24 protein-coding genes are annotated in these 24,671 nt (G+C 73.7%); 12 read left to right on the top strand and 12 right to left on the bottom strand.

What is annotated here, in order from left to right:
* Window positions 1-29 precede the first annotated feature (29 nt).
* The gene (locus HAV39_RS21460) at window positions 30-227 is read right to left on the bottom strand and encodes a DUF2083 domain-containing protein (RefSeq protein WP_144121361.1); all 198 of its coding nucleotides are present in this window, start codon (window positions 225-227) and stop codon (window positions 30-32) included.
* A 186-nt stretch (window positions 228-413) separates the two neighbouring features.
* Here HAV39_RS21460 and HAV39_RS21455 point away from each other — a divergent pair, with 186 nt between their 5' ends.
* Together HAV39_RS21455 and HAV39_RS21450 are read left to right on the top strand one after the other, a co-directional pair.
* Window positions 414-1,274, top strand: a complete 861-nt coding sequence (locus HAV39_RS21455; protein ID WP_191840969.1) for a helix-turn-helix domain-containing protein — start codon at window positions 414-416, stop codon at window positions 1,272-1,274.
* Between the two features lie 24 nt (window positions 1,275-1,298).
* The gene (locus tag HAV39_RS21450; protein WP_373311564.1) at window positions 1,299-1,508 is read left to right on the top strand and encodes a DUF397 domain-containing protein; all 210 of its coding nucleotides are present in this window, start codon (window positions 1,299-1,301) and stop codon (window positions 1,506-1,508) included.
* Window positions 1,509-1,518: 10 nt separating this feature from the next.
* On the opposite strand, the gene HAV39_RS21445 is transcribed toward HAV39_RS21450, so the two are convergent.
* From HAV39_RS21445 to HAV39_RS21425, 5 genes are all read right to left on the bottom strand, one after another.
* Entirely contained in the window at window positions 1,519-1,911 is a 393-nt protein-coding gene (locus HAV39_RS21445; protein WP_191840968.1) for a VOC family protein, read from the bottom strand.
* Window positions 1,912-2,095: 184 nt separating this feature from the next.
* Window positions 2,096-2,920, bottom strand: a complete 825-nt coding sequence (locus HAV39_RS21440; protein WP_155386786.1) for an ABC transporter ATP-binding protein — start codon at window positions 2,918-2,920, stop codon at window positions 2,096-2,098.
* On the bottom strand, window positions 2,917-5,853 hold the full coding sequence (locus HAV39_RS21435; protein WP_191840967.1) for an FtsX-like permease family protein: 2,937 nt from the start codon (window positions 5,851-5,853) through the stop codon (window positions 2,917-2,919). The genes HAV39_RS21440 and HAV39_RS21435 overlap by 4 nt, the downstream gene beginning before the upstream one ends.
* Window positions 5,850-8,819 carry a hypothetical protein gene (locus tag HAV39_RS21430; protein ID WP_191840966.1) on the bottom strand — a complete coding sequence of 990 codons (2,970 nt, stop codon included), beginning with the start codon at window positions 8,817-8,819 and terminating at the stop codon, window positions 5,850-5,852. The genes HAV39_RS21435 and HAV39_RS21430 overlap by 4 nt, the downstream gene beginning before the upstream one ends.
* A 129-nt stretch (window positions 8,820-8,948) precedes the next feature.
* Window positions 8,949-10,208 (bottom strand): glucosaminidase domain-containing protein, encoded by a 1,260-nt coding sequence (locus HAV39_RS21425; RefSeq protein WP_191840965.1) that lies wholly within the window; start codon window positions 10,206-10,208, stop codon window positions 8,949-8,951.
* Window positions 10,209-10,355: 147 nt separating this feature from the next.
* Here HAV39_RS21425 and typA point away from each other — a divergent pair, with 147 nt between their 5' ends.
* Window positions 10,356-12,218: a translational GTPase TypA gene (gene typA, locus HAV39_RS21420; protein WP_191840964.1), complete on the top strand. Its 1,863-nt coding sequence runs from the start codon at window positions 10,356-10,358 to the stop codon at window positions 12,216-12,218.
* A 270-nt stretch (window positions 12,219-12,488) separates the two neighbouring features.
* On the top strand, window positions 12,489-13,145 hold the full coding sequence (locus HAV39_RS21415) for a lysoplasmalogenase (RefSeq protein WP_191840963.1): 657 nt from the start codon (window positions 12,489-12,491) through the stop codon (window positions 13,143-13,145).
* 159 nt (window positions 13,146-13,304) lie between these two features.
* Here HAV39_RS21415 and HAV39_RS21410 read toward each other — a convergent pair whose 3' ends face one another.
* A complete protein-coding gene (locus tag HAV39_RS21410; protein ID WP_191840962.1) occupies window positions 13,305-13,970 on the bottom strand; it encodes a hypothetical protein in 666 nt (221 codons plus the stop codon).
* Between the two features lie 64 nt (window positions 13,971-14,034).
* On the opposite strand from HAV39_RS21410, the gene HAV39_RS21405 reads away from it, so the two are divergent.
* From HAV39_RS21405 to HAV39_RS21395, 3 genes are all read left to right on the top strand, one after another.
* On the top strand, window positions 14,035-14,871 hold the full coding sequence (locus HAV39_RS21405; protein ID WP_239120114.1) for a serine hydrolase: 837 nt from the start codon (window positions 14,035-14,037) through the stop codon (window positions 14,869-14,871).
* 69 nt (window positions 14,872-14,940) lie between these two features.
* Window positions 14,941-16,029 carry a mandelate racemase/muconate lactonizing enzyme family protein gene (locus tag HAV39_RS21400; RefSeq protein ID WP_155386778.1) on the top strand — a complete coding sequence of 363 codons (1,089 nt, stop codon included), beginning with the start codon at window positions 14,941-14,943 and terminating at the stop codon, window positions 16,027-16,029.
* A 13-nt stretch (window positions 16,030-16,042) separates the two neighbouring features.
* Window positions 16,043-16,759 (top strand): C40 family peptidase, encoded by a 717-nt coding sequence (locus tag HAV39_RS21395; protein WP_191840961.1) that lies wholly within the window; start codon window positions 16,043-16,045, stop codon window positions 16,757-16,759.
* 150 nt (window positions 16,760-16,909) lie between these two features.
* On the opposite strand, the gene HAV39_RS21390 is transcribed toward HAV39_RS21395, so the two are convergent.
* The 3 genes from HAV39_RS21390 to pnuC form a co-directional block, all read right to left on the bottom strand.
* Window positions 16,910-17,920: a TerC family protein gene (locus HAV39_RS21390; RefSeq protein ID WP_191840960.1), complete on the bottom strand. Its 1,011-nt coding sequence runs from the start codon at window positions 17,918-17,920 to the stop codon at window positions 16,910-16,912.
* A 247-nt stretch (window positions 17,921-18,167) separates the two neighbouring features.
* Entirely contained in the window at window positions 18,168-19,247 is a 1,080-nt protein-coding gene (locus tag HAV39_RS21385) for an AAA family ATPase (RefSeq protein WP_239120116.1), read from the bottom strand.
* Window positions 19,244-19,873 carry a nicotinamide riboside transporter PnuC gene (gene pnuC / locus HAV39_RS21380; protein WP_191840959.1) on the bottom strand — a complete coding sequence of 210 codons (630 nt, stop codon included), beginning with the start codon at window positions 19,871-19,873 and terminating at the stop codon, window positions 19,244-19,246. The genes HAV39_RS21385 and pnuC overlap by 4 nt, the downstream gene beginning before the upstream one ends.
* A gap of 57 nt (window positions 19,874-19,930) precedes the next feature.
* On the opposite strand from pnuC, the gene HAV39_RS21375 reads away from it, so the two are divergent.
* Genes HAV39_RS21375 through HAV39_RS21365 form a run of 3 tightly spaced genes read left to right on the top strand, consistent with a single transcriptional unit; the run spans window position 19,931 to window position 21,681 of the window.
* Window positions 19,931-20,230, top strand: a complete 300-nt coding sequence (locus HAV39_RS21375; RefSeq protein ID WP_120316014.1) for an antibiotic biosynthesis monooxygenase family protein — start codon at window positions 19,931-19,933, stop codon at window positions 20,228-20,230.
* A gap of 26 nt (window positions 20,231-20,256) precedes the next feature.
* Window positions 20,257-20,994 (top strand): alpha/beta hydrolase, encoded by a 738-nt coding sequence (locus HAV39_RS21370; RefSeq protein ID WP_191840958.1) that lies wholly within the window; start codon window positions 20,257-20,259, stop codon window positions 20,992-20,994.
* 45 nt (window positions 20,995-21,039) lie between these two features.
* On the top strand, window positions 21,040-21,681 hold the full coding sequence (locus tag HAV39_RS21365; protein ID WP_191840957.1) for a tetratricopeptide repeat protein: 642 nt from the start codon (window positions 21,040-21,042) through the stop codon (window positions 21,679-21,681).
* 93 nt (window positions 21,682-21,774) lie between these two features.
* On the opposite strand, the gene HAV39_RS21360 is transcribed toward HAV39_RS21365, so the two are convergent.
* Together HAV39_RS21360 and HAV39_RS21355 are read right to left on the bottom strand one after the other, a co-directional pair.
* Window positions 21,775-21,945: a hypothetical protein gene (locus HAV39_RS21360; RefSeq protein ID WP_191840956.1), complete on the bottom strand. Its 171-nt coding sequence runs from the start codon at window positions 21,943-21,945 to the stop codon at window positions 21,775-21,777.
* 242 nt (window positions 21,946-22,187) lie between these two features.
* On the bottom strand, window positions 22,188-23,048 hold the full coding sequence (locus HAV39_RS21355; RefSeq protein WP_191840955.1) for a GNAT family N-acetyltransferase: 861 nt from the start codon (window positions 23,046-23,048) through the stop codon (window positions 22,188-22,190).
* Between the two features lie 64 nt (window positions 23,049-23,112).
* Here HAV39_RS21355 and HAV39_RS21350 point away from each other — a divergent pair, with 64 nt between their 5' ends.
* Both HAV39_RS21350 and HAV39_RS21345 read left to right on the top strand, forming a co-directional pair.
* The gene (locus HAV39_RS21350) at window positions 23,113-23,784 is read left to right on the top strand and encodes a DUF2238 domain-containing protein (protein ID WP_203736065.1); all 672 of its coding nucleotides are present in this window, start codon (window positions 23,113-23,115) and stop codon (window positions 23,782-23,784) included.
* A 79-nt stretch (window positions 23,785-23,863) separates the two neighbouring features.
* Window positions 23,864-24,640 (top strand): methyltransferase domain-containing protein, encoded by a 777-nt coding sequence (locus HAV39_RS21345; protein WP_191840954.1) that lies wholly within the window; start codon window positions 23,864-23,866, stop codon window positions 24,638-24,640.
* Window positions 24,641-24,671: the final 31 nt, after the last annotated feature.

The raw sequence follows: 24,671 nt of genomic DNA, 5'->3' as shown, positions 1-24,671 counted from the left end.
CGTGATTTCGGTCGTACCCCGACCGGGGGTCACTCGCCGGGCGGAGCGTCGACCGCCGTCGACCGCCCGGCGACCAGCAGGGTGCGGTAGGCGTAGTGGTAGTCGGCGCAGCCCGGCCGGTGGCACAGCCGGCAGCCGGCGCCCGGCGCCGCGGGGTCGGGCAGGTGGTCACGGAGCATCCGCCGGTATCCCACCGCCTGCTCGTCTGTGATGCGTCCAGTGTGCACGTCGCCTCCCTGCACGACCGTCACCAGGGCTCCCGACTTCCACAGTGCACGCGCGAAATGCAACTTGCAACTCGGCACGCGAGCAAGTTCCCGACGCGACCCGCCGGGGGTCCCTTGCCGAGCCGATGGAGCCACCGCAGACTGTCATCGCACTGTCGGCAAAGGAGGGTCGGACGAAGGAGGATCATGGCCACCTCAGGCACCTCGCTGCGCCGCCGCCGCCTCGGCGTGGCACTGCGCGAGCTGCGGGAACGCGCGGGCATGACCCACCAGCAGGTCGGCCCCACCCTCGACTGCTCGCCCTCGAAACTGAGCCGGATCGAGAACGGCGAGGTCGGCGTGCGCCGCAGCGACCTGCTGGTGCTGCTGGACCTGTACGGCCTCGACGACACCGCCCAGCGCGACGAGCTGATCGAGCTGGCCCGCGAGTCCAAGCGCCGCGGCGGCTGGTGGCTCAAGTACGGCGAGGTGTCCAGCCCGTACCTGAAGCTCATCCAGCTGGAGTCGGAGGCGGACTCGATCCGCGGCGCGGAGCTCAGCTTCGTGCCCGGGCTGCTGCAGACCGAGGACTACGCCCGGGCCGTCATCCGGGCCACCCGCCCGCATGACGGCGCGGAGGAGGTCGAACGCCGGGTGCAGATCCGGCTGACCCGGCAGGAGCTGCTCAAACAGGAAAAGCCACCGGAGTTCTGGACGGTGCTCGACGAGGCCGTGCTGCACCGCACCGTCGGCAGCCCGCAGGTGATGGCCGAGCAGCTGCGAGCCCTGGCCGCGGCCAACGAGCTGCCGCACATCACCGTGCAGATCATCCCCTTCGCCCACGGGGGCCACGAGGCCATGGCGGGGGCGTTCCGCATCCTGCGCTTCCCCGACCGCAGAGACCCGGACACCGTCTACCTGGAGGGCTTCGCCGGCGACATCTACCTCGACGACGCCTCCGAGGTGACCCGCTGCAGTCTGGTTTTCGACCATCTCAGCGCGGCGGCGCTGAGCCCGCGCCTGTCCAGCCTCAGAATGCTGGAGATCGCGCAGGGTCTCACGGGGTGAGCCGAGTCAACGAGGAGTAGTCAGTTGTCATTGCACCAAGTCGATCTGTCGGACGCCGTGTGGCGCAAGAGCACGCGCAGCGGAGGGAATGGGGACTGCGTCGAGACGACCGCCCTGAGCGGGGCGGTCGCGGTGCGCGACTCCAAGGACCCGACCGGCCCGGTGCTGCTGTTCAGCGCCGCCGACTGGGGAACCTTCCTGGCCGGCACCAAGGCGGGTGAGTTCGACCGCTGACCGGGCCGGGTCACCAGCCCTCGGGCCGGTAGGACCCGAACGTCCACTGGTTGTCCTCGGGGTCGGCGGCGGTGTAACTGCTGCCGCCGTACTCCTCCGCCTTCGGCGGCGAGACGATCTCCGCGCCGTTGGCGACCGCATGGTCGTGGTGGGCCTGGACGTCGTCGACGATCACGTACAGCCAGGCCGGGCCGCCCTGGAAAGGCGTCCGGCCGTCCTGGCCGTCGGTGGTGGAACTGACCATGACCATGCCGGTGCCGTGGGTCAGCTCGGCATGCGCGACCGTCCCCTCCGCACCCGGCACCACCAGCAGCTCCCGGAACCCGAAGGCGTCCCGCAGGAACCGGATCGCGGCCACCGCGTCGCGGTAGCGCAGCGTGGGTATCACCGTTGCACCCGACATCACGACCTCCCACCAGGGACGCTACCGCCCCCGGCTCGCCCCCTGCCCCGGAACGCCCGCCCCCACCCAAGGTCATCCGACGTGCCGGGCACCTGTGCGTATCTTGCGGCCGAATACCCACATCCGCCAGGCAAGTCGAGCGATCTTGGCGTGCCGGGCGCGGGGCGGGGCAGGCGGCGCGGCGTTATTCGATGAGCAGGCTCAGGCGGCCGTCGGTCTGCTCGACGACCAGCAGGGTGCCCGGGGGCACGTTCTCCAGGACCTCCGGCGGCAGCTGCACGGTGCCGTCCGAGGCGACCACGGCGAACTCGCGGCCCTCGCGGCCCTCCGCGCCGACCCGGCCGTCGCGGATGGTCACCGCCCGGCCCAGGCGCGCGCCCACGTCCGGGTCGTGGGTCACCGCCACGATGGTGGTCCCCCGCTCCCGGTTGATGGTGTCCAGCGCGTCGAGCACCTCGTCGCGAGCCTCGCGGTCCAGCCGGCTCGTCGGCTCGTCGATGAGCAGCAGGCCGGGCGACGCGGCGACGCCGACCGCGATGGCGACCCGCTGCGCGGCACCCGGCGGCAGGTCGCGCACCCGGCGGTGGCCCATGCCGACCAGCCCGAGCAGGGACAGGATGCGCTCGGGGCGCTCCACGTCGGCGGGGCGCACCTGCACCGCCCGGCGCTGGGCCAGCCAGATGTTGGACAGCACGGAGGCGTACGGCAGCAGGTTGCGCCGCGCGCCCTGCAGCACCACGCCCAGGTCGGTCCCCCGCATCCGGGCCAGCTCGGCGTCGCTGACCCGGCCGATGTCCACCGGCCCGATCCGCACCTGCCCGGCGCTGGGGCGCATCAGGCCCGACAGCAGCGCGATCAGCGTCGACTTGCCCGAACCCGACGGCCCGACCAGGGCGAGCTTCTCCCCCGCCGCGATGTCGAGGTCCACGCCGGACAGCGCGACCACGTCGCCGCCCTCGGCCCGGTAGATGTGCAGCACCCGGCGGCACCGTACGGCCAGTCCCGTCATCGCTCCTCCTCCCTGCGCCGGCGCACCACGTGCGCCGCCGTCCAGCAGCCCGCCAGCAGCACCGCGACGGCGGCGGCCACCGGTCCCGCGACCGCGCCGGGCTCCGGGAGCACGGGCGGGGTGAACGTGGTGTCGCCGTCGGAGAAGACCGGCAGCACCGTACGCGCCAGCGCCCAGGCCAGCGCCGCCGAGCCGAGCCCGGCCACGACCGCGGCCAGTGCCAGCGCGCACCGGCTGCCGGCCGAGACCAGCAGCAGGGTACGGGTGCGGATGCCCTGCTCGCCCAGCACCGACAGGCCGCTGTCGCCGCCCGGCCGCTCGAACATCGCCAGCGCGGGCAGCGCGACGGCGGCCAGCAGCACGGTCAGCGCGGCGACCGCGAGCGCGAACCACAGCCCGAGCCGGGGCGCTGCGCTGATCTGGGCCCGGCGCTGCGCCACGGTGTACTCGCCGGTCACGGTCAGCCCGGCCCGGCGCAGCCGGTCCACGGCGTCGGCGGGCGCGTCGGCCGACAGCCAGACCTCCGGCTGCGACAGCATGGTCCCGCGGCCGAGCACGTACTCGGCGACGTCGAAGTCGAGCAGGGCGCCCTGCGGGCCGAAGCGGGGCACCGCGCCGAGCGTGGCGACCACCTGCACCGGCAGCTCCATCCCGCCGGTCGCGGTGAGCAGGGGTGAGCGCAGCGGGCCGGTGACGGCGATCGGCAGCGGCCCGGGCAGCGCGGCGGCGGACAGGCGCATGTCGGCCACGACCGTGGAGTCGACCGAGATCACCAGGCCCTCGGGCGTGCCCCGCAGCGCGGGGACCGGACGGGCCGCGCTCGCGGGCGGCTGCGCCCAGTGGCTCACGTCGCCCAGGGCGGCGGCGTCCAGCACCACCGCGCCGTCGCCGTCGCGGATCGTGTGGATGGTGATGTCGAAGCGGTGCTGGTCAGGCCGCATGTTCTGGAGCTGGATCTCGTCCAGGCGGCACGGCTCCGGGTCGCAGAGCGACGCGTCGAGCTCCACCCGCTGGAAGCCCGGCCGCACACCGGACATGCGCAGGTCGTGCCGCAGCCCGCGATCCGAGATCACCAGCAGCCGCAGCTGCAGGGAGAGCTGGGGGTCCGGGCTCTCCACGGTCACGTCGACGACCAGCTTCTTCGCCTTGACGACGATCGCCGTCGGCTGGGCGGGCCGCAGCAGTCCGGCCACCGCGCCGGGGGCCAGGCCGGCGCTGTCGGGCCAGTTCGCCACCCGGGCCAGGCGGGTGGTGTCGGCGGCCACGATGTTCTGCATCTGGTTGCTCTTGTACCGGGACACCGCCATCGCGAACTGCCCGTCCGGGTCGACCGCCGCCACGGCGGAGCGCAGCTGCACCGCGGACGCGCCGTCGACCTTCACCACCCGGGCCGCGCCGGTCTGCACCTGCGCGCGCTCGTCCCAGGCCCGCCCGGCCGTGTCGTACGCGGTGACCGCGAACCCGAGCAGCCCGAAGACGACCGTCACCAGCACCACCAGCCGACCCGTGCCGGGCACCCGGGCCAGCGCGAACCCGGCCAGCCCGGTGCGCCAGCGCCCACGGCGCAGCGCGGCGCGCGCCACCCGCGCGGCCGCCACGGGCAGCAGCCGCGCCGCCAGCAGGCCGCAGGCCAGGCCGAGGCAGGCCGGCGCGAGCAGGCCGATGCCGCCCGCGTCGCCCGCGGCGGCGGCCTGGTAACCGGCGACGGCGGCGAGGCTGCCCGCGCCGACCTCCAGCGCCGTAGCGAAGCGCCCCCGCCGCGGACCGCCGCTGCGCCGCAGCAGCCCGAGCACCGGCGTACGCAGCGCGCCGACCTGGGCGAACACGCCCGCAAGCAGCGCGCCGAGCACCGCGAACGCGGCGTAGCGCAGCGATGCCCCGTCCCACTGCACGGTGCTGCCCGGCAGCACCGTGCGGACCAGTGCCGCCGTCAGCGCGTACCCGGCGAACAGGCCCGGCACGGCCGCGGCCAGCACCGGCACGGCCACCTCGGCGAACGGCAGGGCCCAGCGCAGCCGGGCGGGCGTGCCGCGCAGCGCGGCCAGGCCGAGCTCCTCGCGCCGCTGGTCGACCCCGGCGGCCACCGCCAGGAACAGCACGAACCAGCAGATCAGGATCAGCGGCACGGCGGCGATGGTGACGGTGTCGGCCAGCATCCGATCGCCCTGGTCGATGCGCTTGCTGAGGTCGGTCATCAGCGTGCTGCCGACGTATCCGCCCGCGGTGAGCTGCTGCTGTGCCTGCTCGATCTGCCCGGCCAGCTCGGCCGTGTCGGCGAACGCGGCGGGTTGCGCCACCAGGTCGACGGTGACGGTCGCCTGGCCGCCGAACCCTTCCAGCGAGCGGTCGGTGGCGAACAGCACGGGCTGCTCGACCCCCAGCAGGTTCACCCGGTCGGCCCAGTACGCGTCGGCGGCGTCCGGCCGCCGGTAGACGCCGACGACGGTGAAGCGCACCGGCTCCGGCGAGCCGAGCGTGCTGAACGTCAGCACGCCGCCGAGCCGGGTGCCGAGCAGTTCCGGCGTGCCGTCGGGCAGCACGGCCTCCCGGTCGGCGACCGCGCACCGCCCGGCGGTGAGGACCAGCACCCGGCACACCCCGGTCCGCGAGGCCAGCACGGCGTCGGTCGCCCGGTCGCCGCCGCCCGCGGTGCCCTGCACCTGGACTCCGTACACGGTGCTCATGTGCGCGACGTAGGGCAGCGAGGCGGGGCGGCTCTCGGCGGTCTCGTCGGCTCTGGTCGGCTGCGAGGCGGTGAGCACGCGCTCTGTCACCGGAGCCTGCGCGATCTGGTCGAGCCGCAGCGACTGCGCCGCCGCCGCGTGGTAGATCGGGCCCCCCGCCGCGGCGGCGGTCGAGGCCAGGGTGAGCAGGAACGTGATCAGGGCGGCGGCCCGCCGCTCGCGGATCATCTCCCACAGCAGCGCGGTCATCGGCCCTCCTCCAGATCCAGCCCGGTGACCTTGGACAGCCGGGTGCCCACCACGAAGGCGGTGACCGCCAGGAGCAGCGTGGCCCCCGCCAGCACCGCGACCGGCAGCGCCGAGGCGGCCGAGCCGTCCGCCGCGGCAGCGCCGAGCAGCCCGCCCCCGACTGCGGCCGCCGCGACGATCAGCACGTAGCCGCTCCGCGTGGCCCGGCCCACCGCCCGCTGCGGCAGCCCCTGCGTGCGCAGCGCGGCCAGCTCCGCCCCGCGCCGGGGCGCGTCCACGGCCACCACCAGCGCCACCGCCACCATGACCAGCAGCACCGCGAGCAGCGCCGCCCCGAACCGGAACCGTGAACCGGGCCCCAGCCCGACGGCGAGCCCGTGCTCGGCGCGCTGCACCGCGGTCTGCGCCGACACGGGCACCAGACCGGTGTCGCGCAGCCGGTCCAGGGCGTCGGCGGGCGCGTCCGGGGCCAGCCACACCTGCAGGTCGGCGATGTTGTCGGTGCTGTCGCCGACCCGGTCGGCGTACTCCAGGTCGACCAGCAGGCCTTGCGCGCCGACCCCGGGCAGTGCGGGCACCGCCGCGAGCACGTCGACCGGGCGGCGCAGCGGGCTGAGCATCTCGCCCCGCAGCACGGTGCGGTCGTGGGCCAGCCGGGCCTGCCCGGCCAGCACGGCGGGCATCGGCAGCGGCACGTCGGCGACCTGCACCCGCACCTCCGGGTCGGGGAAGCGCGGGTCGGCCGGTTCGTAGTCCACGGCCAGCCCGGCGGGCAGCGGCGTCAGCGAGACGCGCCCCTCCGCGCCGACCGTGGTCCGCCAGCGGGCCGGGTCCGTCATCGCGGCCACGTCGGCGACCACCGCGTCCGGGCCGGCCTGGGCGATGCCGTGCAGCACCAGGCCGCCCGGGTCGTAGCGGAAGCTCAGCCAGGCCAGCCGGCAGCCGTCGCCGGACGCGCAGGCCGGCACGGCCAGCCGCAGCGTCTGGCGCCCGCGCCCCGGGACCACGGCCGAGGTCGCCGTGACCGGCGCGCCGTCGGGCCCGTCGAGCACCGCGGTCAGCGGCTGGTCGACCTCCACGGTCGCCGGCGCGGTCAGGTCGAGCAGCAGCGTCGTTCCGGTGACCCGGACCGCGGGGTTGGCGGGTGGCCGCAGCGCCCGCGCGAGCTGGTCGGCGTTGACGTCGGCAGTCGCGGGCCAGTACGCGACGCGGGCCAGCCGGGCGGAGTCGACCGCGACCGTGGTGCCCGATGAGGACTCCTGGCGGGCCACCGCCATCGCCCAGGCCCCGGCCGGATCGGCCGCGCGCACCTGGTGCAGCAGCGCGGCCCGCGACGGCGCGCGGACCCGGACCACCTCGGCCGCGCCGAGCGCCAGCCGGGCCCGTTCGGTCTCGTCGGCCTGCAGTCCCTGCCAGCCGTACGCGGCGTGGCCGAGCAGCGCCGTCGCGATGACCACGAGGGCGACCAGCCGGTCCATGCCGGGGCGGCGCGCGGCGTACAGGGCGGCCAGCGCCGTGCCGGCCCGCCCCGAGCGCAGTCCGGCGCGGCCGAGCAGCCCGGCCAGCGGGCGCACCGCCCGCGCGGCGACCAGCCCCGCCGCGACCAGCATCAGCACCGGCGCCGCCGCGGGCAGCACGTAACCGGCCAGGCCCAGCACCTCGTCACCGTTGCGCAGCTGCACCGCCGCGGCGACGGCGAGGACCACGACGACCACCACGGCGACGCTGCCGGCCGCGCCACGGCGCGCGGGCACCTGGCGCAGCGCGTCCAGCACCCCGCCCCGCTGCGCCCGGACGTACGCGACCACCACGCTGGCCAGCACCGCGACGGTCAGCCCGATCGCCACCGCGAGCGCGGTCACCGTCAGCTCGACCGGTCCGGCCGCGTCCATGGCGGCCCAGGCCAGCAGTCGCGCCAGCAGGCGGCCCAGCACCAACCCGACGGGCAGCGCGAGCAGCACCGTCAGCACTCCCGGCCCCGCCGTCAGCGCGGCCCGGTGCCGGGCGGGCGCGCCGCGCAGCGCGCCCAGCACCGTCTGGGTGCGCCGGGCGGCCGCGGCGTGGCCGACCCCGAGCAGCAGCACCCACCAGGCGACCCCGAGCAGCAGCACGGCTCCGGTGACCACCGGCACGGCGACGGTGTCCCGGTCGGCGACGATCTGCGGCAGCAACCGCGACAGCCCGCCGGTGACGGCGATGCCGCGACCGGGCACGTCGCCGTCGCGCAGCGTGCGGGCCAGGGTGTCGACGTCGGCGGGGCTCATCGCGGTGAGGTCGGCGACGTAGTCGAGGGTCGCCTGGAAGGTGTCCGCGTCCAGCGCCTGGAGGCTCTCCGGCACCGTGAAGACCGGATTCTCGGCGCGCAGCGGCACGGGGGTCAGCTCGGCGCGGCCCGCCCAGTACGGATCGGTGAGCGCGGCCGACGCGCCGTCGACGGCGTACACCCCGGTGACGCGCAGCGGCGCGGCCGGTGTGCTGGGCCGGACCTGGAATCCGAACGTGTCGCCCACGGCCAGCCCGAGCCGGGCCGCGGTGGTCGCGGCGAGCGCCGCCTCGCCGGGCGCGGTCGGGCAGGCGCCGGTCAGCGCGAGGTGCGCGCAGGCGTCGTCGCGGGCGGCGAGCAGCAGCTCGACCGGCGCGCCCGGCTCGCGGGGGGTGACCGCGCCGCGGCGGTAGCCGCCCCGGATCTCACGCACGCCCGGCCCGGCGGGGGCCGTGGCGATCGAGCCGCGCAGCTCGGCCAGGGCCGCGGCGAAGCCGTTGCGGGTGGTCATCTCGACGGTGACGGTGAGGCTCAGCTCGGCCGGGGTCGCGGTGTCGGCCGTGGCGGCCACGACGTTGCGTGCGGCGGCATCGGCGTACAGCGGACCGGCCACGCCGACCGCCACCACCAGCGCGGCCAGCAGGCCCAACAGCGCCGTCTCGCCGAGCCGTTCCCGGATCGCGCTCAGTACCAGCCGAACCATTGCCAACCTCTGCCTGAACCTTGGTGACAGACCGCCATGCCATAAGCGATCAAGGTTCGGCCCCCGGTTGACCCCGGCCGCCGTTTGTGGCCGATCAGGCGGCGGCGGGTCAGCCGGACGGGTGACGGGTCAGCGCACGGCGTCCAGCCGGTAGAGGTCGTAGCGGCGCATCAGCTCGACGATCCGATCGGCGTAGCGGGCCCCGCCCGGGTAGCCGGCGGCCTGCAGTTCCCGTACGAAGCGCTCCGGGTCGCCCGCGTGGGCCAGCGCCCTGGCGTGCTGCGGCTGCGCGGCCAGCAGCGCCGCGTGGTCGGCGAACGAACCCGCCTGGTCGCGGTAGGCCCGCAGCGAGACGCCGCCGTAGCCGCGGCAGCCCAGCGCGACGGGCACGGCCTCGGCGTCGGCCCGCGGGTTGTCACTCGCCCGTGGACTCGCGGCAGCCTGCGGGCGGGAGCCCGGCGAGGCCGTGGCCGGCGGTGGGCTCGCGGCAGCCTGCGGGACGGCGGCCGACGAGGTCGCGGACGGCAGCGGGGGCGCGTCGGTGGCCGGCTGCCCGGCAGCGGCCGGCGGCCGGCAGGCGGTGTCGAAGTAGTTGTGGTCGCGGCGGGCCACCGTGGCGCGGCCCCAGTCCGAGGCGTGTACCGCCTGGGCTACCAGCACCGAGGCGGGCACGCCCGACGCCTGGGCGGCGGCCCGCGCCGCGGCGGTCGCCTGCTCGACGAAATCGCGCGACGAGGCGGGCGGCACCCGCACCGCGTCCTGGCCGCACCAGGGCAGCCAGGGGCGGTTCGGCGACCAGCGCACGAACGCCTCGGCGACGTACCGTCCGCCGGTCAGCCGCAGCCACCCGGCCGAACCCGCGGCCTGCTCGCCGGTCGCCTGGCACTGCACGGCCAGCGGCCGGCCGTCGTCGACGGTGCCGAGCCGCGCGGCCCGGGTGCCCGCCTCGCGGCGCACGTTGAGCACCGAACCGCCGGTGGCGACCCGGGCGGTCACCGCGCCGGCGTCGCCGGAGCCGCACCACGGCACCTCGGGCCGGGGCGCGGGCCAGGCCAGGAACGCGTCGGGCAGGTAGCGGTCCGCGCCGACCCGGACCCAGTACGCCGAGCGCCGCTCGGTGCCCGCGACCTGCTCGCCCCACACCTTGCAGCGCACCGCGACCCGCGTGTCGTCGCCGAGCGAGGCCATGGCGCGCTTGTCGGTGGCGGGACCGGACCGCACGCTCACCACGCCGCCGTCGGTGTTGATCCGCGCGCTCGGCGCGGTCGGATCGGCGATCGCGATCGCGCCGGGCGCCGACCACACCGTCCCGACGGGCACGCCGGTGGGCGGCGCAGCCGCCGCCAGCAGCGTCGGAAACGCGGTGAGCAGCAGGAATGGCGCGATCAAAGCGGTGCTCAGCACCCTACGCGGCGTGGCCGACATACCACCAATAACGGAATTTAAGCGCGAAAGACACCCATTCATCCGGGTGATACCCGCCACCCGGACGACCCCGACCGCCATTTTCGATCACGCCTGCCGGAGAATGGAACCATGCTTACCCGCCCCGATCTCCGTAACGTCGCGATCGTCGCGCACGTCGACCACGGCAAGACCACGCTCGTCGATGCCATGCTCACGCAGGCCGGCGCCTTTCACGCGCGCGCAGCGGCCGCCGATCGGGTCATGGACTCCGGCGACCTGGAGCGGGAGAAGGGCATCACCATCCTCGCCAAGAACACCGCCGTCAAGTACGTCGGCGAGAGCGGCGAGCAGGTCACCATCAACATCATCGACACCCCCGGCCACGCCGACTTCGGCGGTGAGGTCGAGCGCGGCCTGACCATGGTCGACGGCGTCATCCTGCTGGTGGACGCCTCCGAGGGCCCGCTGCCGCAGACCCGCTTCGTGCTGCGCAAGGCGCTCAAGGCCCGCATGCCGATCATCCTGGTCATCAACAAGGTGGACCGGCCCGACGCGCGGATCAAGGAGGTCGTGGACGACACCTACGAGCTCTTCCTCGACCTCGACGCCGACGAGGCCCAGATCGACTTCCCGATCGTGTACGCCTGCGCCCGCGACGGCATCGCCTCGCTGGTCCAGCCCGAGGACGGCAAGGTCCCCGGCGACAGCGACTCGCTGCAGCCGCTGTTCCAGACGCTGCTGGACACCATCCCGGCGCCGACCTACACCGAGGGCGCGCCGCTGCAGGCGCACGTCACCAACCTCGACGCCTCGCCGTTCCTGGGCCGCCTCGCGCTGTGCCGGGTCCGGGAGGGCCGCATCCGCAAGGGCCAGACCGTCACCTGGTGCAAGACCGACGGCACCCAGCAGAACGTGCGCATCTCCGAGCTGCTGATGACCGAGGCGCTGGAGCGCAAGCCCGCCGAGGAGGCGGGCCCCGGCGACATCATCGCCGTCGCCGGCATCGCCGACATCATGATCGGTGAGACGCTGGCCGACTCGGAGAACCCGGTCCCGCTGCCGCTGATCACCGTCGACGAGCCAGCCATCTCGATGACCATCGGCACCAACACCTCGCCGCTGGTCGGCCGGGTCAAGGGCGCCAAGGTCACCGCGCGCATGGTCAAGGACCGGCTCGACAAGGAGCTCATCGGCAACGTGTCGCTGCGCATCCTGCCGACCGAGCGCCCCGACGCGTGGGAGGTGCAGGGCCGCGGTGAGCTGGCGCTGGCCATCCTGGTCGAGCAGATGCGCCGCGAGTCGTACGAGCTGACCGTCGGCAAGCCGCAGGTGGTCACCAAGGACATCGACGGCAAGCTGCACGAGCCGGTCGAGCGCCTGACCATCGACTCCCCCGAGGAGCACCTCGGCGTGATCACCCAGCTGCTGGCCACCCGCAAGGGCCGCATGGAGCAGATGGTCAACCACGGCACCGGCTGGATCCGGATGGAGTGGCTCGTCCCGGCCCGCGGCCTGATCGGGTTCCGGACCGAGTTCCTCACCGACACCCGCGGCACCGGCATCCTGCACCACGTCTTCGAGAAGTACGAGCCGTGGTTCGGCGAGCTGCGCACCCGCAACAACGGCTCGCTGGTCGCCGACCGCTCCGGCGTGGTGACCGCGTTCGCGATGACGAACCTGCAGGAGCGCGGCACGCTGTTCGTCGAGCCGACCACCGAGGTGTACGAGGGCATGATCGTCGGCGAGAACTCGCGCTCCGACGACATGGACGTCAACATCACCAAGGAGAAGAAGCTCACCAACATGCGGGCGTCGACCTCCGACGAGACCGAGAAGCTGATCCCGCCGCGCAAGCTGTCCCTGGAGCAGGCCCTCGAGTTCTGCCGCGAGGACGAGTGCGTCGAGGTCACCCCGGCCGCGGTACGCATCCGCAAGGTCATCCTCGACCAGACCCAGCGCGGCCGCCTCGCCGCCCGCCGCAAGCACGCCTGACCTACCCGCACCACCCGAAGCCCCCGCCGCGCCCACGCGCGCCGGGGGCTTCGCCGCGTTGATCATGAACCTATGGACGTGATGGACGGCGTGTCCCTACCCCGGCGCCGTGATCGCCCCCGGCTTCGTCGGCGATCACGGCGTCAGGGTGGCAACACGCCGTCCATCACGTCCTTAAGTTCATGATCAACGCGGCGGAGGCGGGGGTGTTGCCGGGGGGCTACCGGTGGGTATGCTGCGCGGACCCCTTAACCCCTCGGGAGATCCACTATGCGCGCAGACCGGCTTGTGCTGGGCCTTTTCGGTGTGGCCTCGGTCCTGAACGTCGTCGCTGCCGGCATCCAGAGCAGGCCGCTGGACTGGGCGACCAAGCCGTTGCTGCTGCCGTTGCTGGCGCTCTGGTTCTTCCTGAACCAGCGGGCCGAGGGTGTGCGGCCGACCGCCGGGATCCTGGCCGCGTTGCTGTTCTCCTGGGCCGGTGACGTGGCGCTGCAGTTCGACGGCGGCACCGCGTTCATCATCGGTATGGCGCTGTTCGGCACCGCGCACGTCTGCTACGTGACGACGTTCGTCCGCAACGGCGCGCCGGCGCGGATGCGCCGCCTGCCGATGCTGCTGGTGCCGATCGGGTACGCGGTCTTCCTCGTCGCCGCGCTGACCTGGCTGTGGCCCGCGCTGTCCGACGCGGGGCTGGCGGTGCCGATGGCCGTCTACGGCACGCTGCTGTCGTCGACCGCGGCGCTGGCGGCGGCGTTCGGCTGGCGCACCGCGCTCGGCGGGGGCCTGTTCCTGATCTCCGACCTGCTGATCGCGGTGCGCGTCGCCGACGCGTTCGCCATCCCCGGCCCGCCGGTCTGGGTGATGGTCACCTACATCGCGGCACAGTTCCTGCTGGCCACCGGCTGGGCGCAGCGCCGCACGGCCTGATCACGCCGATCCCGGCACACCGGCTGCGTCACGCAGTTTCGGGGAAACCGCGTGAATCGGGCTGGGCGAACGTGCACTTTCCCCGAAACTGCGAGCGAACCGAGCTCGGCCCGGGTCCCGGCCGGTCCGCGGACCGGCCGGGACGGCTGCGACGGGCCGTCAGGACGGGTCGGGGCCGAGGCAGTAGATGTCGGTGGTGGTGGTCCGGCCGCGCCGGGTGTAGGTCTCCTCGACGACGCCGATCGTGTCGGCCGAGCACTGGCTCTCGTCGTCGACGACCTGGGTCACCACACCCTCGTTCGGCCTGCTGCAGTCCACGAACTCGACCTCGGTCCCGCCACTGGTCGCGACGACGCACATACCGATCTTGTTCGCCGCGCCGCCGGTGGCCATGGCGTACCCGATGGCGCCCACCACGGCGAGCGGGACGGCCAGGCCGATGATGGTGGCCCGCTGGTACACCGGCTTGCCCGGGTTCCACGGCATGCCCGACGACCCGTCGAGGGCGGGCGCGGGCTCGGTGAGCCTGTTCAGCTTGTGGCGCGCGAACAGGTTGTAGAGCAGGACGAGCGGCGTGATGATGAACGACGCCCAGCCCCACCAGCCCTGCACCAGGGTGCGGCTGGTCATGGTGCGGAAGATCGCCAGGCCGCAGGTGCGGCAGTAGGTGCCGCGTTCCTTGAGGAACTGCATCATGAGGATCATGCCGCGGTGACCGCGGAAGGTCATCTCCGCCGCCGGGCTGCATCCGCAGTTCTGGCAGCGGTGGGTGCGGTCCGGTTGCAGGACCGGCGAGGAGAGGTGCGAGGGGATCAGTTCGGTCACGGCGCGGGACTCTAGTGCAGCCCGGGGCCGGCCGCCGCCCCGTTTGTCGGTACGCTGCCAAACCGTGGACACGCTGCAGAGCCTCACGCCCGAACTCGACGCGTTCCCCGGCACCGCCTCGGTGTGGTGCGGCCGGCTGGACGGGCCCGCGGTGTTCGCCCGCGCCGAGCACGACCTGCACTACGCGGCCAGCACCATGAAGGTCGGCGTGATGGCGGCCGCGTGGCGGGCCGCCGAGGCCGGCCGGCTCGACCTGGACGCCGAGATCGCGGTGCACAACGAGCACGTCTCGGCCGCCCCCGGCGGCCCGGCCTACGCCAACGACCCGGCGTACGACAGCGACCAGCAGGTCTGGGACCGGCTGGGCGGCCGGGCGCCGCTGCGCTGGCTGATCGACCGGATGATCGTGCGGTCGTCCAATCTCGCCACCAACCTGGTGCTGGGTGCGCTGGGCCCCAGCGAGCAGGCGTTCGCACAGGTCAACGAGGTGTGGCGGCTGGCCGGCGCGACCCGGGCGCACACCGACCGCGGCATCGAGGACTACCCGGCGCGCGACGGCGGGATCAGCAACGAGGTCACCGCTGCCGACCTGGCCGCGCTGTTCGGCGCGCTGGCCGGGAATCGGCTGGCGTCGGCCGCCGGGTCGGCCGCGATGATCGACGTGCTGACCGCGCAGCAGTGCCGCGACGACCTGCACCTGGGCCTGCCCGCGGGCACCCGGGTGGCGCTGAAGAACGGCTGGGTCACCGGCGAGCGGCACAGCAGCGCGCTGATCTTCCCGCCCGACGCCGCGCCGTACCTGCTGGCGGCCTGCACCACCGGCGAGGTGTCCGACACGGACGCCTGCGCGCTGCTGGGCCGGATCGCGGCGGCGAGCTGGGCACAGCTCGGCATGAACTGACCATCGCGCTGGTCAGTCGTTACCGATCGGTGCTTCTGCAGCATCTGTTTCAGACGTAGGGTCGAAAGCGTGTCGATCACCGCAGTTCGCACGCGCCGCATCTCCGCGCCGCTGCACACCCCGTTCGTGACCGCGCTGCGCCGGGCCACCGCCGTGGAGACGCTGCTGGTGGAGGTGGTCGACGCCGACGGGCGGTCCGGCTTCGGCGAGGCTCCGCAGGTCTGGGCGGTGACCGGGGCGAGCCTGGCCGGCTCGCAGGCCTGCGTCGAGGAGATGATGGCGCCGCTGCTGGTGGGCCGCGATCCCGACGACCTGGCCGCGCGCTGCCGCGACGTCGCGCGGGCCGTGGTCGGCAACGAGGCCGCCAAGATGGCCGTCGAGATCGCACTGCACGACCTGGCCGCGCGCCGGCTGGACATCCCGCTGGTACGCCTGCTCGGCGGCACGAACCTGACGGTGCCCACCGACGTGACGCTGTCCGCGGGCGAGCCGGGCGCGCTGGCCGTCACCGCCAAGCAGCGCCTGGCCGAGGGCTTCACGGTGCTGAAACTGAAGGTCGGCACGGACGCCGCGGGCGACCTGGCCCGGGTCCGCGCCGTGTGCGACGCCCTGGAGCCGGGACTGAAGCTGCGCCTGGACGCCAACCAGGGCTGGACCCCGCGGGACGCGCTCAACATCATCAACCGCATCGCCGCCCTGGAGCTGCCGGTCGAGCTGGTCGAGCAGCCCGTCGCCCGGCACGACCTGGACGGCCTGGCCTGGGTCAGCGCCCGCGCGGACCTGCCGATCATGGCGGACGAGTCGGTCTTCGGCGTACGCGACCTGGTCGAGGTGATCCGCCGCCGGGCGGCCGACCTGGTCAACGTGAAACTGGCCAAGAGCGGCGGCCTCACCACCGCACGCACCCTGCTCGAACTGGCCGCCGCGCACGGCCTGGGCACCTGCGTCGGCTCCATGATGGAGGGCCCGGTCGGCATCGGCGCGGCGGCGAGCCTGGTCGCGGCCCATCCGACCACCGTGGTCAGCGATCTCGACGCGGCCTGGTGGCTGGCGGAGTCGCCGGTCACCGGCGGCATCCGCTACGACGGCGCGACGGTGGTCCTGCCCGACGCCCCCGGCCTGGGCGTGTCGGTTCCGTCGCCGGGATCGGCCGAGTGAATCGAGGTCCGGCATGAAGATCGCCACGGTGACCGCCCCGGTGGCGACGCTCTGGTCCCGCCCCGACGCGCCGCGTCCAGGCGTCGACGCCGCGGCGCTGGGCCCGCGCAGCGACCCCCGCTCCTGGGTGGCCGGCCTCGACGACACCGGGCGGATGTACACCGGCGTGCTCACCCAGCTGCTGCACGGCGAGCAGGTGCTGATCGAGGAGGTTCGCGACGGCTGGGCCCGGGTGGTCGCCACCGAGCAGCCCGCCGCCAAGCTCGACCCCCGGGGCTATCCCGGCTGGCTGCCATTGGACCAGCTCAGCGTCCGCGAGACCGCTGGCGGCGGCACGAGCGCGGTCGACACGGTCGCGGCGCTGGCGGCGGCCCGGGCCTGGCGCGGGGTGCCCTACGTCTGGGGCGGCCTGACGCCGTACGGCATCGACTGCTCGGGGCTGGTGCACCTGGCGTTCCGGCAGCTCGGCGTGACCATGCCGCGAGACGCCGACGACCAGCGGGCCGTCACGGCGGACGTGCCGCTGGGCACCGAGCGCCCCGGCGACCTGTACTTCTTCGGCCCCGGCGACGGCACCGTCCAGCACGTCGGCTTCGTCACCACAGCGTCGCGCCCCGACGGCACCCGGCACATGCTGCACGCCTGCGGCGACGCCTACCTGGTCGTCGAGGAACAGCTCCGCCCCAACCGCGTAGCCACCCTCCTCGCCGCCGGCCGCGTCACCGCCTGACACCACCCCGGCGACGATCTTGCGCGAACTGCGGGTATGACACGCCCAAAGCGGGCATATGGGCAACAGTTCGCGCAAGATCGTCGCGATCATGGGGCGAGAAAGCCCCGCCCGGGTGGGGCGGGGCTTTCGCGACCGGGCTCGGGGAGGTCAGCCGACCGGGGTGGGTGCCTTCTCCTCGTGGTTGTTCTTCTCCTCGCGGGAGGACTTGATCAGGCTGGCGACCGTGGCGATGGCCAGGATGCCGATGATCACGCCGAGCGAGACGCCGATGCTGATGTGCGGGACCGCGGTGATGGGCTCGCCACCGTTGATGAACGGCACGTTGTTGCCCGCCAGGGCCTCCATGATGAGCTTCACGCCGATGAAGCCGAGCACCGCGGCCAGGCCCAGCGACAGGTAGACCAGCCGGTCGAGCAGGCCGCCGAGCAGGAAGTACAGCTGGCGCAGGCCCATCAGGGCGAACACGTTGGCGGTGAAGACCAGGAAGGGTTCCTTGGTCAGGCCGAAGATCGCGGGGATGGAGTCGAGCGCGAAGATCAGGTCGGTGGTGCCGATCGCGATCATCACGATCAGCATCGGGGTGAAGAACCGCTTGCCGTTCTGCACCACGGTCATCTTCGCTTCGTTGTACTCCTTGCTGATCGGCAGCACCCGACGGCTCCACCTGATCAGCGCGTTCTCCTTGAAGTCCGACTCGTCGCTCTCCCCGTGCTTGGTGAGCGTGTAGGCGGTGTAGATCAGGAAGACACCGAAGATGTAGAACACCCACACGAACCGCGACACCAGCGCGGCGCCCGCCGCGATGAACGCGCCGCGCATGATCAGCGCCAGCACGATGCCGATGAGCAGCACCTTCTGCTGGTATATGCGCGGCACCGCGAAACGGCTCATGATGATCACAAAGACGAACAGGTTGTCCACGGAGAGGCTGTACTCGGTGACCCAGCCGGCGAAGAACTCCTGGCCGTACTGCGATCCGTGGTTATAGAAGATCCAGCCGCCGAACGCGATGGCCAGGGCAACGTAGAAGACGACCCAACCGGTCGCCTCCTTCATCGACGGCTCATGCGGCCGCCGACCGATGATCATCAAGTCGAAGGTCAGCAGCGCCAGCAACCCGATGAGGGTGGCGGCCCATTCCCAAGTGGACACGTTCATATGAACAGACCTCCGGTCGGCATCATTTTTGCCCCGGAGGTCTCTCCTGCCACCGGCCTACTGCCGGTGACCGACGATGCCGGGATCACACCAGGCCTCTGTTGGCCGGGGGGAGCCGTGCTGACGACACCGTCGTGAGGGATACTCCCCTCCCGCGTCTCTCTATTGTTTACCACGCGAACCTGTAAACCCAGACGGGGTCGCCCGCACGGACGCCCTATCGGGTCATTCGGGACGTCCGGCCAGGTCAGCCAAGTGGTGCCGCGAGCTCCCGACCCGTGCTCAACGCCTGTTCGCACGCCGTCACCGCCGTCCGCAGCCGCACCTCGTGTGATCCCGACAACTCCACGACCGGCGCCGGCGCCGCCGCGAGCACCTCGCGGAACCGCCCGGTCATCCAGCCCCGCAGGTGCTCGCCGTCGCGCAGCCCGTCGTCGTCGAAGGCGACCCCGACATGCGAGGTCAACAGGTACAGATCGGGACGGCGGGCCAGTGCGCGCACCTGCGGTGACGAACTGCCCAGGTAACGCTCCTCCCAAACCTGGGTGGCCAGCGCGTCGGTGTCGCAGACCAGCAGGGGCGAGCCCCGCCTGGCCGCGGCGTCCTCGGCCGCAGACTGGGCCCGCGCCACCGCGACGAAGTCGGACCGGTCCCAGGCGACGTCGAACACCGTCGCCGCCGGGTCGGCCGCCCGGAGCGCGGCCAGCTTGCGCTCCGTCAGCTCCCGGCCGTACTCGGGCACCCAGCGCGTGGCCGCCCAGACGCCGCCCCGGGCCGCGAAGTGCGCCGACAGCGCCGCGGCCATGGTCGTGGTGCCTGTCGACTCGGCCCCCAGCACCACCACCCGGCGGGTGAACCAGGCCCGCACCGGCGCGGAGAGCATGGCCCAGTGCGCGACCGGATCGGCCCGCACCGCCGTGCCCGACACCGGGAACGCCAGGCGGGGCGTGTCGACCTCGACGTGCACCGCCCCGAACCGGCGGGCCAGCTCGTCGCCGTACTTCTCCGAGCTGAACACGGCGTCGACCGCCCGGCCGCCGACCGCCTCCCGGAACACGGCGCAGTGCCCGTCCCATACCGCCGGATCGTCGTAGTCCACCCGCAGGTCGTCGTAGCGGCCCGCGAAGCGCACCCACGGGGTGTCCGCGTGCTCCTCGCGCAGCCATTCCAGCCGCGTACGCAGCGGGATCGACTCCTGCCGGGACGGCGCCACCACCACGGTGACCTCGGCGCAGGCCGCGGCCGCCACCCGGATCAGATGGTGGTGGCCGGCGTGCGGCGGGTAGAACTTGCCCACCACCATGCCGTGGGCGTGCCTGCGGCTCATGCCGCCACCGGTTCCGGCACCCGGGCCCGCAGCGCGTTCTGCCAGGCCAGCAGGCCCGCCACGCACAGGCCCAGGAACACCACGTAGAGCGCACCGGTCAGCCGCAGGTCCTTGTAGAGGTAGAGCGGGATGTAGATCAGGTCCGCGACGATCCAGATCCACCAGCTCTCCAGCTTCTTGCGGGTCTGCAGGTACGTCGCGACGAGCGAGAGCACCGTGGTCAGCGCGTCGGCCAGCGGCACCGTCGAGTCGGTGACCCGGTCCAGCAGCAGCCACAGCCCGGCGGTCGCCGCCACGCCGACCACCGCGAGCACGGTCCTCTCGGCACGCGTCGTCCGGGTCACCTCCAGTCGACCGCCCCGCTCCCCGCCGCGCAGCCACTGCCACCAGCCCAGCATGCCGAGCGCCACGTAGACCACCTGCAGGCCCGCATCGGCATACAGGCCGTAGGTGGCGAACACCACCATCAGCAGGAGCACGTTGAAGATGCCGACCGCCCAGTTGGCGACGTTCTGGCGCACCAGCAGCCACACGTTGAGCACGCCGGTGCCGAAACCGAGCACCTCGGCCCAGGTCGTCGGAGTCTTGTCCACCGTGAACGCGGTGCTGAGCAGCCAGTCGAGCATGGGCGACACCCTAGGGCACCCGCACCACGGCCGGACGGCCGTGCAAGGATCATCGCCATGGTGCTCGAGATCGCCCAGATCGACGTCCTGCCCGGCCAGGAAGACGGCTTCGCCGCGGCGTACGCGCAGGCCCGGCCCTGGCTCGCGGACACGGACGGCTGCCTCACCACGCGGATGACCCGCGGCATCGAGTCGCCGTCGCGGTTCGTGCTGCTGGTCGAGTGGGAGTCGGTGCAGGCCCACGAGGAGAACTTCCGGGCCACCGACCGTTTCACGCAGTGGCGCACGATCCTCAGCCCGTTCTTCGCCAAGCCGCCGTTCGTCGAGCACTACGCGGACCTGCCCGACGCGGGCTGAGGCCTGCCGCGAGCGCACTGCCGACCATGACCGACCGCACCCTCACCACGTCCGACGGCGTGTCCGTCGACGCCCACCACGACCCGGGCGACCCCGGGCTGGCGATCGTCGTCGCGCACGGCTTCACCGGCTCCTGGCGCCGCGAGGCGGTGCGCCGCGCCGCCGGGATCTTCGGCCGGCGCGGTGGCGTGATCAGCTTCGACTTCCGCGGGCACGGCCGCTCCGGCGGCCTGTCCACCGTCGGCGACCTGGAGATCCACGACGTCGCCGCGGCCGTCGCCTGGGCTCGCGAGCTGGGCTACCGCCGCATCGTCACGGTCGGCTTCTCGATGGGCGCGTCGGTGGTGGTGCGCCACGCGGCGCTGCTGCGCGGCGTCGACGCCGTGGTGGCCGTCAGCGGCCCGGCGCGCTGGTACTACCGGGGCACCCCGCCGATGCGGCGCGTGCACTGGGTGCTGGAACGGCGGCTGGGCCGCTTCGTCGGCCGGGTCGCGCTGCGCACCCGGATCGCGGCCGGCGGCTGGGACCCGGTGCCCGATCCGCCGTACGCCGTCGCCGGGCTGATCGCCCCGACCCCGCTGCTGGTGGTGCACGGCGACGCGGACGCATACTTCCCCGTCGAGCACGCCGAGCAGCTCTACGGCAGCGCCGCCGAGCCCAAGGAGCTGTGGCTGGAGCACGGTTTCGGCCACGCCGAGAACGCCGCCCCCGACGAGCTGCTGGAACGCATCGGCGCCTGGGTCGCCGCGCCCGCCGCGAGCTGAATCAGGGGCTGTGCCCTCGCTGTCCGTCCAACTAGGTTGGTGGGCATGAACGGGGACGAACGACTGACACGAGCCCACGACCTGTACGAGAGCGCCGTCTTCGGGGGCGACACCACCGCGACCGAGGCCGCCCACCGCGACCTGGACAGCCTCGAAGCCGACCTGGCCCTGGCCCGCGGGCGGCTGCTGCACGCCGACTTCCTGCACCGGCGGGAGGAGGACCCGGGCGAGCTGCCCGCCTTCGAGCGGGCCCTGGAGCTCTACACCCGGCTCGGCGACGCGCCCGGACAGAGCAGGGCGCTGTTCTGGCTCGGCTGCTACCACCAGGTGGTGCGCGACGACGCGGGCACCGCCCGGCCGCTGCTGCAGCGCTCGTACGACCTGGCGCAGCAGGACGGGGACCGGCTCACGATGTCGTACGCGATCCGCCACCTGGGCTTCGCCGACCTGGAGGCGGGCGATCGGGCCGGGGGCCGCGAGAAGCTGGAGGAGTCCGCCCGGATCCGCCACGAGCTGGACTTCCTGCCCGGCCTCGCGGCGGCGCAGCTGGCACTCGCCCAGCTCGCCTACGAGGAGGACCGCGACGAGGAGGCCGCCGCACTGCTGGCGCAGGCCCGGGAGGCCGCCGCCCGCAGCCGCGCCCACGGCGTGCTCGCCTGGATCGACGCGGCCCGCGTCCGCATCTGACTCACCGGGCCGACACGTCGGCGCAGGAGCCGACGGATCAGCTCCTGCGCCTGATGTGCCTGCGTGCGGGCCGATCGGCCCGCCGCGGACCGGTCATCTGGTCGCCGCCATGACGGCGAGCAGGTGGTTGCGGACGGCCCGCAGAGCCGGCTGGGACGGGTCCCAGGCCGCCTCGGCGGCGGCGCGGCGCTCCGCGGCCGTCAGCGATGGCGCGGCGCCCGCCTCATCCGGCGGACGCGTGCGCCCGTGCCTGTGTTCGACCATCGAGACCTCCTCGGTGTCGCCGAGGGCGTTCGACACACCGGCAGCGAAGCAGCCCGGAGTACGCGGTTCACGAACCGGCCCCACTGCGTGTGGGCGCCGTGCCTGTTCCGTCGAGCAAGAACGGCGCTCCACATCGACCGCCGGTCACGGAACGAGCCCGCCCTTTCCTCTCCTATGACCGCACTGCCGGTGCCGAAACCTTTCCGCCGCGCCCGATTCGCGACGATCGATCGTGGCGGCGGTCAGGCGGCGCGGGTGAAGCGGGCGCGGCGGCCGAGGGTGGTGAAGCCGAGCCGGTGGTAGAGACCGGCCGCGCCCGGGTTGTTGACGTTGACGTCGAGCAGCATCTCGGACGTGCCGTCGGCGGCGGCCGCGCGCAGGGCGGCCACCGTCAGCGCCGCGCCGACCCCCTGGCCGCGTGCCGCGGGCGCGGTGCCGACCTGCACGAGCCAGCCGTCGCCGCAGACCACGAAGCCGAGATCGGCGCCGTCCGGGCCGACCGCGAGCAGCGACCACGGCGGGCGGAAGTCGTCGTCGACCAGCCAGCCGGTCCACTGGTCCAGGTCCCAGTCCGGGAATCCGGGCCGCTCGGCGAACGCCGCCCGGTACGCCGCGTGGAAACGGGCCACCGTGTCCGGGGCCCAGCCGACGAGGCTCACCCCCGCCGGCGGCGCGACGTCGGGGATCTCCTTGAGGTCGTGGCGCATCACGTCCTCGGCGAACGACTGCGTCAGCCCGCGGCTGGCGAACAGGGCCGCGGCGGCGTCGGTCAGCGACTCGGTCTCGACGACCTCGGCCCCGGCCAGGCACCAGTCCAGCGCGGCGCTGCCCAGGCCGCGCCCACGGGCGGCCGGGTCCACCAGGGCGGTGCCGGTGACCGTGCTGCCGGTGGGCCGGATCGCGGCGGCGGCGACAAGCGTGCCGTCGGGGTCGTACGCGCCGATGGCGAGCCCGCCCTCCGCGGCGTAACGCCGCGCGGTGAAGCCCTCGCCCGCCGCCAGCGGCAGCCCGCCGTCGACGGACAGGCACCGGGCGGCCAGGCGGGACACGGCCGGCACGGCGTCCGCGGCCAGCGGGGCGAAGAGGGCGTCAGCATCGGTCACGGGACGGGAGCCTAGACGAGTTCGCGCTCAGCGGCACTGGATTTGCACTGGCAGCATGGCAGCGGTGAACACCCCTTCACTGGAGCGCCTCCCGGCCGGACAGGCCGCACCGGACGCCGTCGCGCCCCGCCGCCTGCCCCGCGGCCACCTGGTCGCGCTGCTGGTCTTCGCCGCGCTCGTCGCCGCGTCGTGGTGGCGACCCTTGTGGCCCGCCGAGCAGGCGCTGCACCACAGCCTGACCGTGCTGGCGGTGGCCGGGCTGCTGTGGGCGCAGTGGCGGCTGCGGCTGCCGCTGAGCTCGTTCGTGCTGGTGCTGGTCTTCCTGACGCTGCACACGGTGGCGGCCCGCTGGATCTACTCGTACGTGCCGTACGAGCAGTGGTGGCAGGCGCTCGCCGGCACCGTCCCGTCCGGTGGGCGCAACCACTTCGACCGGCTGGTCCACTTCGGATACGGGCTGCTGCTGGCCCCGGTGCTGGTGCGGGCGTGGCGCGAGCGCGGTGCCGGACGCGGGAAAGCCTGGCTGCAGGCGGTGCAGGTGATCGTGTCCACCGGCGCGCTGTACGAGCTGTTCGAGTGGGGCGTCGCGCTGACCCTGGCCCCGGACGCGGCCGAGGCCTACAACGGCCAGCAGGGCGACGGGTGGGACGCCCAGCGGGACATGGCCCTGGCCCTGGCCGGTGCAGCCCTGGGCGCGACGGTCGCCGTCTGCCGCAGGTCCGCGACCCGCCGCTGACCGCACGGCCACCGGGATCCACACCAGACCTACACGATCTCTGCACATCGCGCATGCCGTGGTGTGCTGGGCTGGGTGGATGACCTCCTTCACGCCCGCCGCGACTGCGGCACCGGACCCGATCCAGTACCTCGACGCCGTGGCACGCACCCCGATCGGCCTCGACTACAAACAGCGGCTCGTCGACCTGCTGCGGCCACAAGCCGGGCACACGGTGCTCGACATCGGCTGCGGGCCGGGAACCGACCTGCCCCGGCTCGCCGAGGCGGTCACCGCCACCGGCACGGTCATCGGGGTCGACGACAACCCGGACATGGTGGCCGAGGCCCGCCGGCGGCACGCGCACCGTCCGGGTGTCGAGGTCCGCCACGGCGACGCCCACCGGCTCCCGCTGGCCGATGCGAGCGTCGACCGGGCCAAGGTGGACCGGGTGCTGCAGCATCTGGCCGACCCGGGCCGGGCGTTGGCCGAGGCGCGCCGGGTGCTGCGCCGTGGTGGCGTGTTCGCGATGGCCGAGCCGGACTGGGACACCCTCACGGTCGCCGACGAGGACGTGGAGACCAGTCGCTGCTTCGCCCGGTTCACGGCGGGCCGGGTCCGCAACGCGACCATGGGCCGCCACCTGGTGAGCCTGGCGGCACGGGCCGGGTTCGGGATCGGCGCGGTGGAGGCCACGGTAGCGGTCTACCGCGACTTCCAGGCCGCCGACCAGGTGCTCGGCCTGCGGCGCAACACCGCCCGCGCGGTCCGGGACGGGGTGATGGCCGACGAGGTGGCCCGGCAGTGGCTGATCCGCCTGGAAAGCGAGCCGTTCCTGGCCGGCTTCACGTTCTACCTGGTCACCGCGGAGGCCTGAGCCGGCGTACGGCGGCGTACCCGCCACGGGG

The organism is Catellatospora chokoriensis, from assembly GCF_011297315.1.
GTDB lineage: Bacteria > Actinomycetota > Actinomycetes > Mycobacteriales > Micromonosporaceae > Catellatospora > Catellatospora citrea.
Note: the sequence above shows the minus strand (reverse complement) of the source record. Positions and strands in the feature narration are given on the sequence as shown.

Bases quoted from the DNA above. Each gene is read 5' to 3' on its own strand.
- HAV39_RS21370 (WP_191840958.1), top strand. From the start codon at position 20,257: ATGACCGACCGCACCCTCACCACGTCCGACGGCGTGTCCGTCGACGCC.
- HAV39_RS21440 (WP_155386786.1), bottom strand. From the start codon at position 2,920: ATGACGGGACTGGCCGTACGGTGCCGCCGGGTGCTGCACATCTACCGG.
- typA (WP_191840964.1), top strand. From the start codon at position 10,356: ATGCTTACCCGCCCCGATCTCCGTAACGTCGCGATCGTCGCGCACGTC.
- HAV39_RS21455 (WP_191840969.1), top strand. From the start codon at position 414: ATGGCCACCTCAGGCACCTCGCTGCGCCGCCGCCGCCTCGGCGTGGCA.
- HAV39_RS21345 (WP_191840954.1), top strand. From the start codon at position 23,864: ATGACCTCCTTCACGCCCGCCGCGACTGCGGCACCGGACCCGATCCAG.
- HAV39_RS21365 (WP_191840957.1), top strand. From the start codon at position 21,040: ATGAACGGGGACGAACGACTGACACGAGCCCACGACCTGTACGAGAGC.
- HAV39_RS21395 (WP_191840961.1), top strand. From the start codon at position 16,043: ATGAAGATCGCCACGGTGACCGCCCCGGTGGCGACGCTCTGGTCCCGC.
- pnuC (WP_191840959.1), bottom strand. From the start codon at position 19,873: ATGCTCGACTGGCTGCTCAGCACCGCGTTCACGGTGGACAAGACTCCG.
- HAV39_RS21415 (WP_191840963.1), top strand. From the start codon at position 12,489: ATGCGCGCAGACCGGCTTGTGCTGGGCCTTTTCGGTGTGGCCTCGGTC.
- HAV39_RS21360 (WP_191840956.1), bottom strand. From the start codon at position 21,945: ATGGTCGAACACAGGCACGGGCGCACGCGTCCGCCGGATGAGGCGGGC.
- HAV39_RS21435 (WP_191840967.1), bottom strand. From the start codon at position 5,853: ATGACCGCGCTGCTGTGGGAGATGATCCGCGAGCGGCGGGCCGCCGCC.
- HAV39_RS21390 (WP_191840960.1), bottom strand. From the start codon at position 17,920: ATGAACGTGTCCACTTGGGAATGGGCCGCCACCCTCATCGGGTTGCTG.
- HAV39_RS21375 (WP_120316014.1), top strand. From the start codon at position 19,931: ATGGTGCTCGAGATCGCCCAGATCGACGTCCTGCCCGGCCAGGAAGAC.
- HAV39_RS21385 (WP_239120116.1), bottom strand. From the start codon at position 19,247: ATGAGCCGCAGGCACGCCCACGGCATGGTGGTGGGCAAGTTCTACCCG.
- HAV39_RS21445 (WP_191840968.1), bottom strand. From the start codon at position 1,911: ATGTCGGGTGCAACGGTGATACCCACGCTGCGCTACCGCGACGCGGTG.
- HAV39_RS21430 (WP_191840966.1), bottom strand. From the start codon at position 8,819: ATGGTTCGGCTGGTACTGAGCGCGATCCGGGAACGGCTCGGCGAGACG.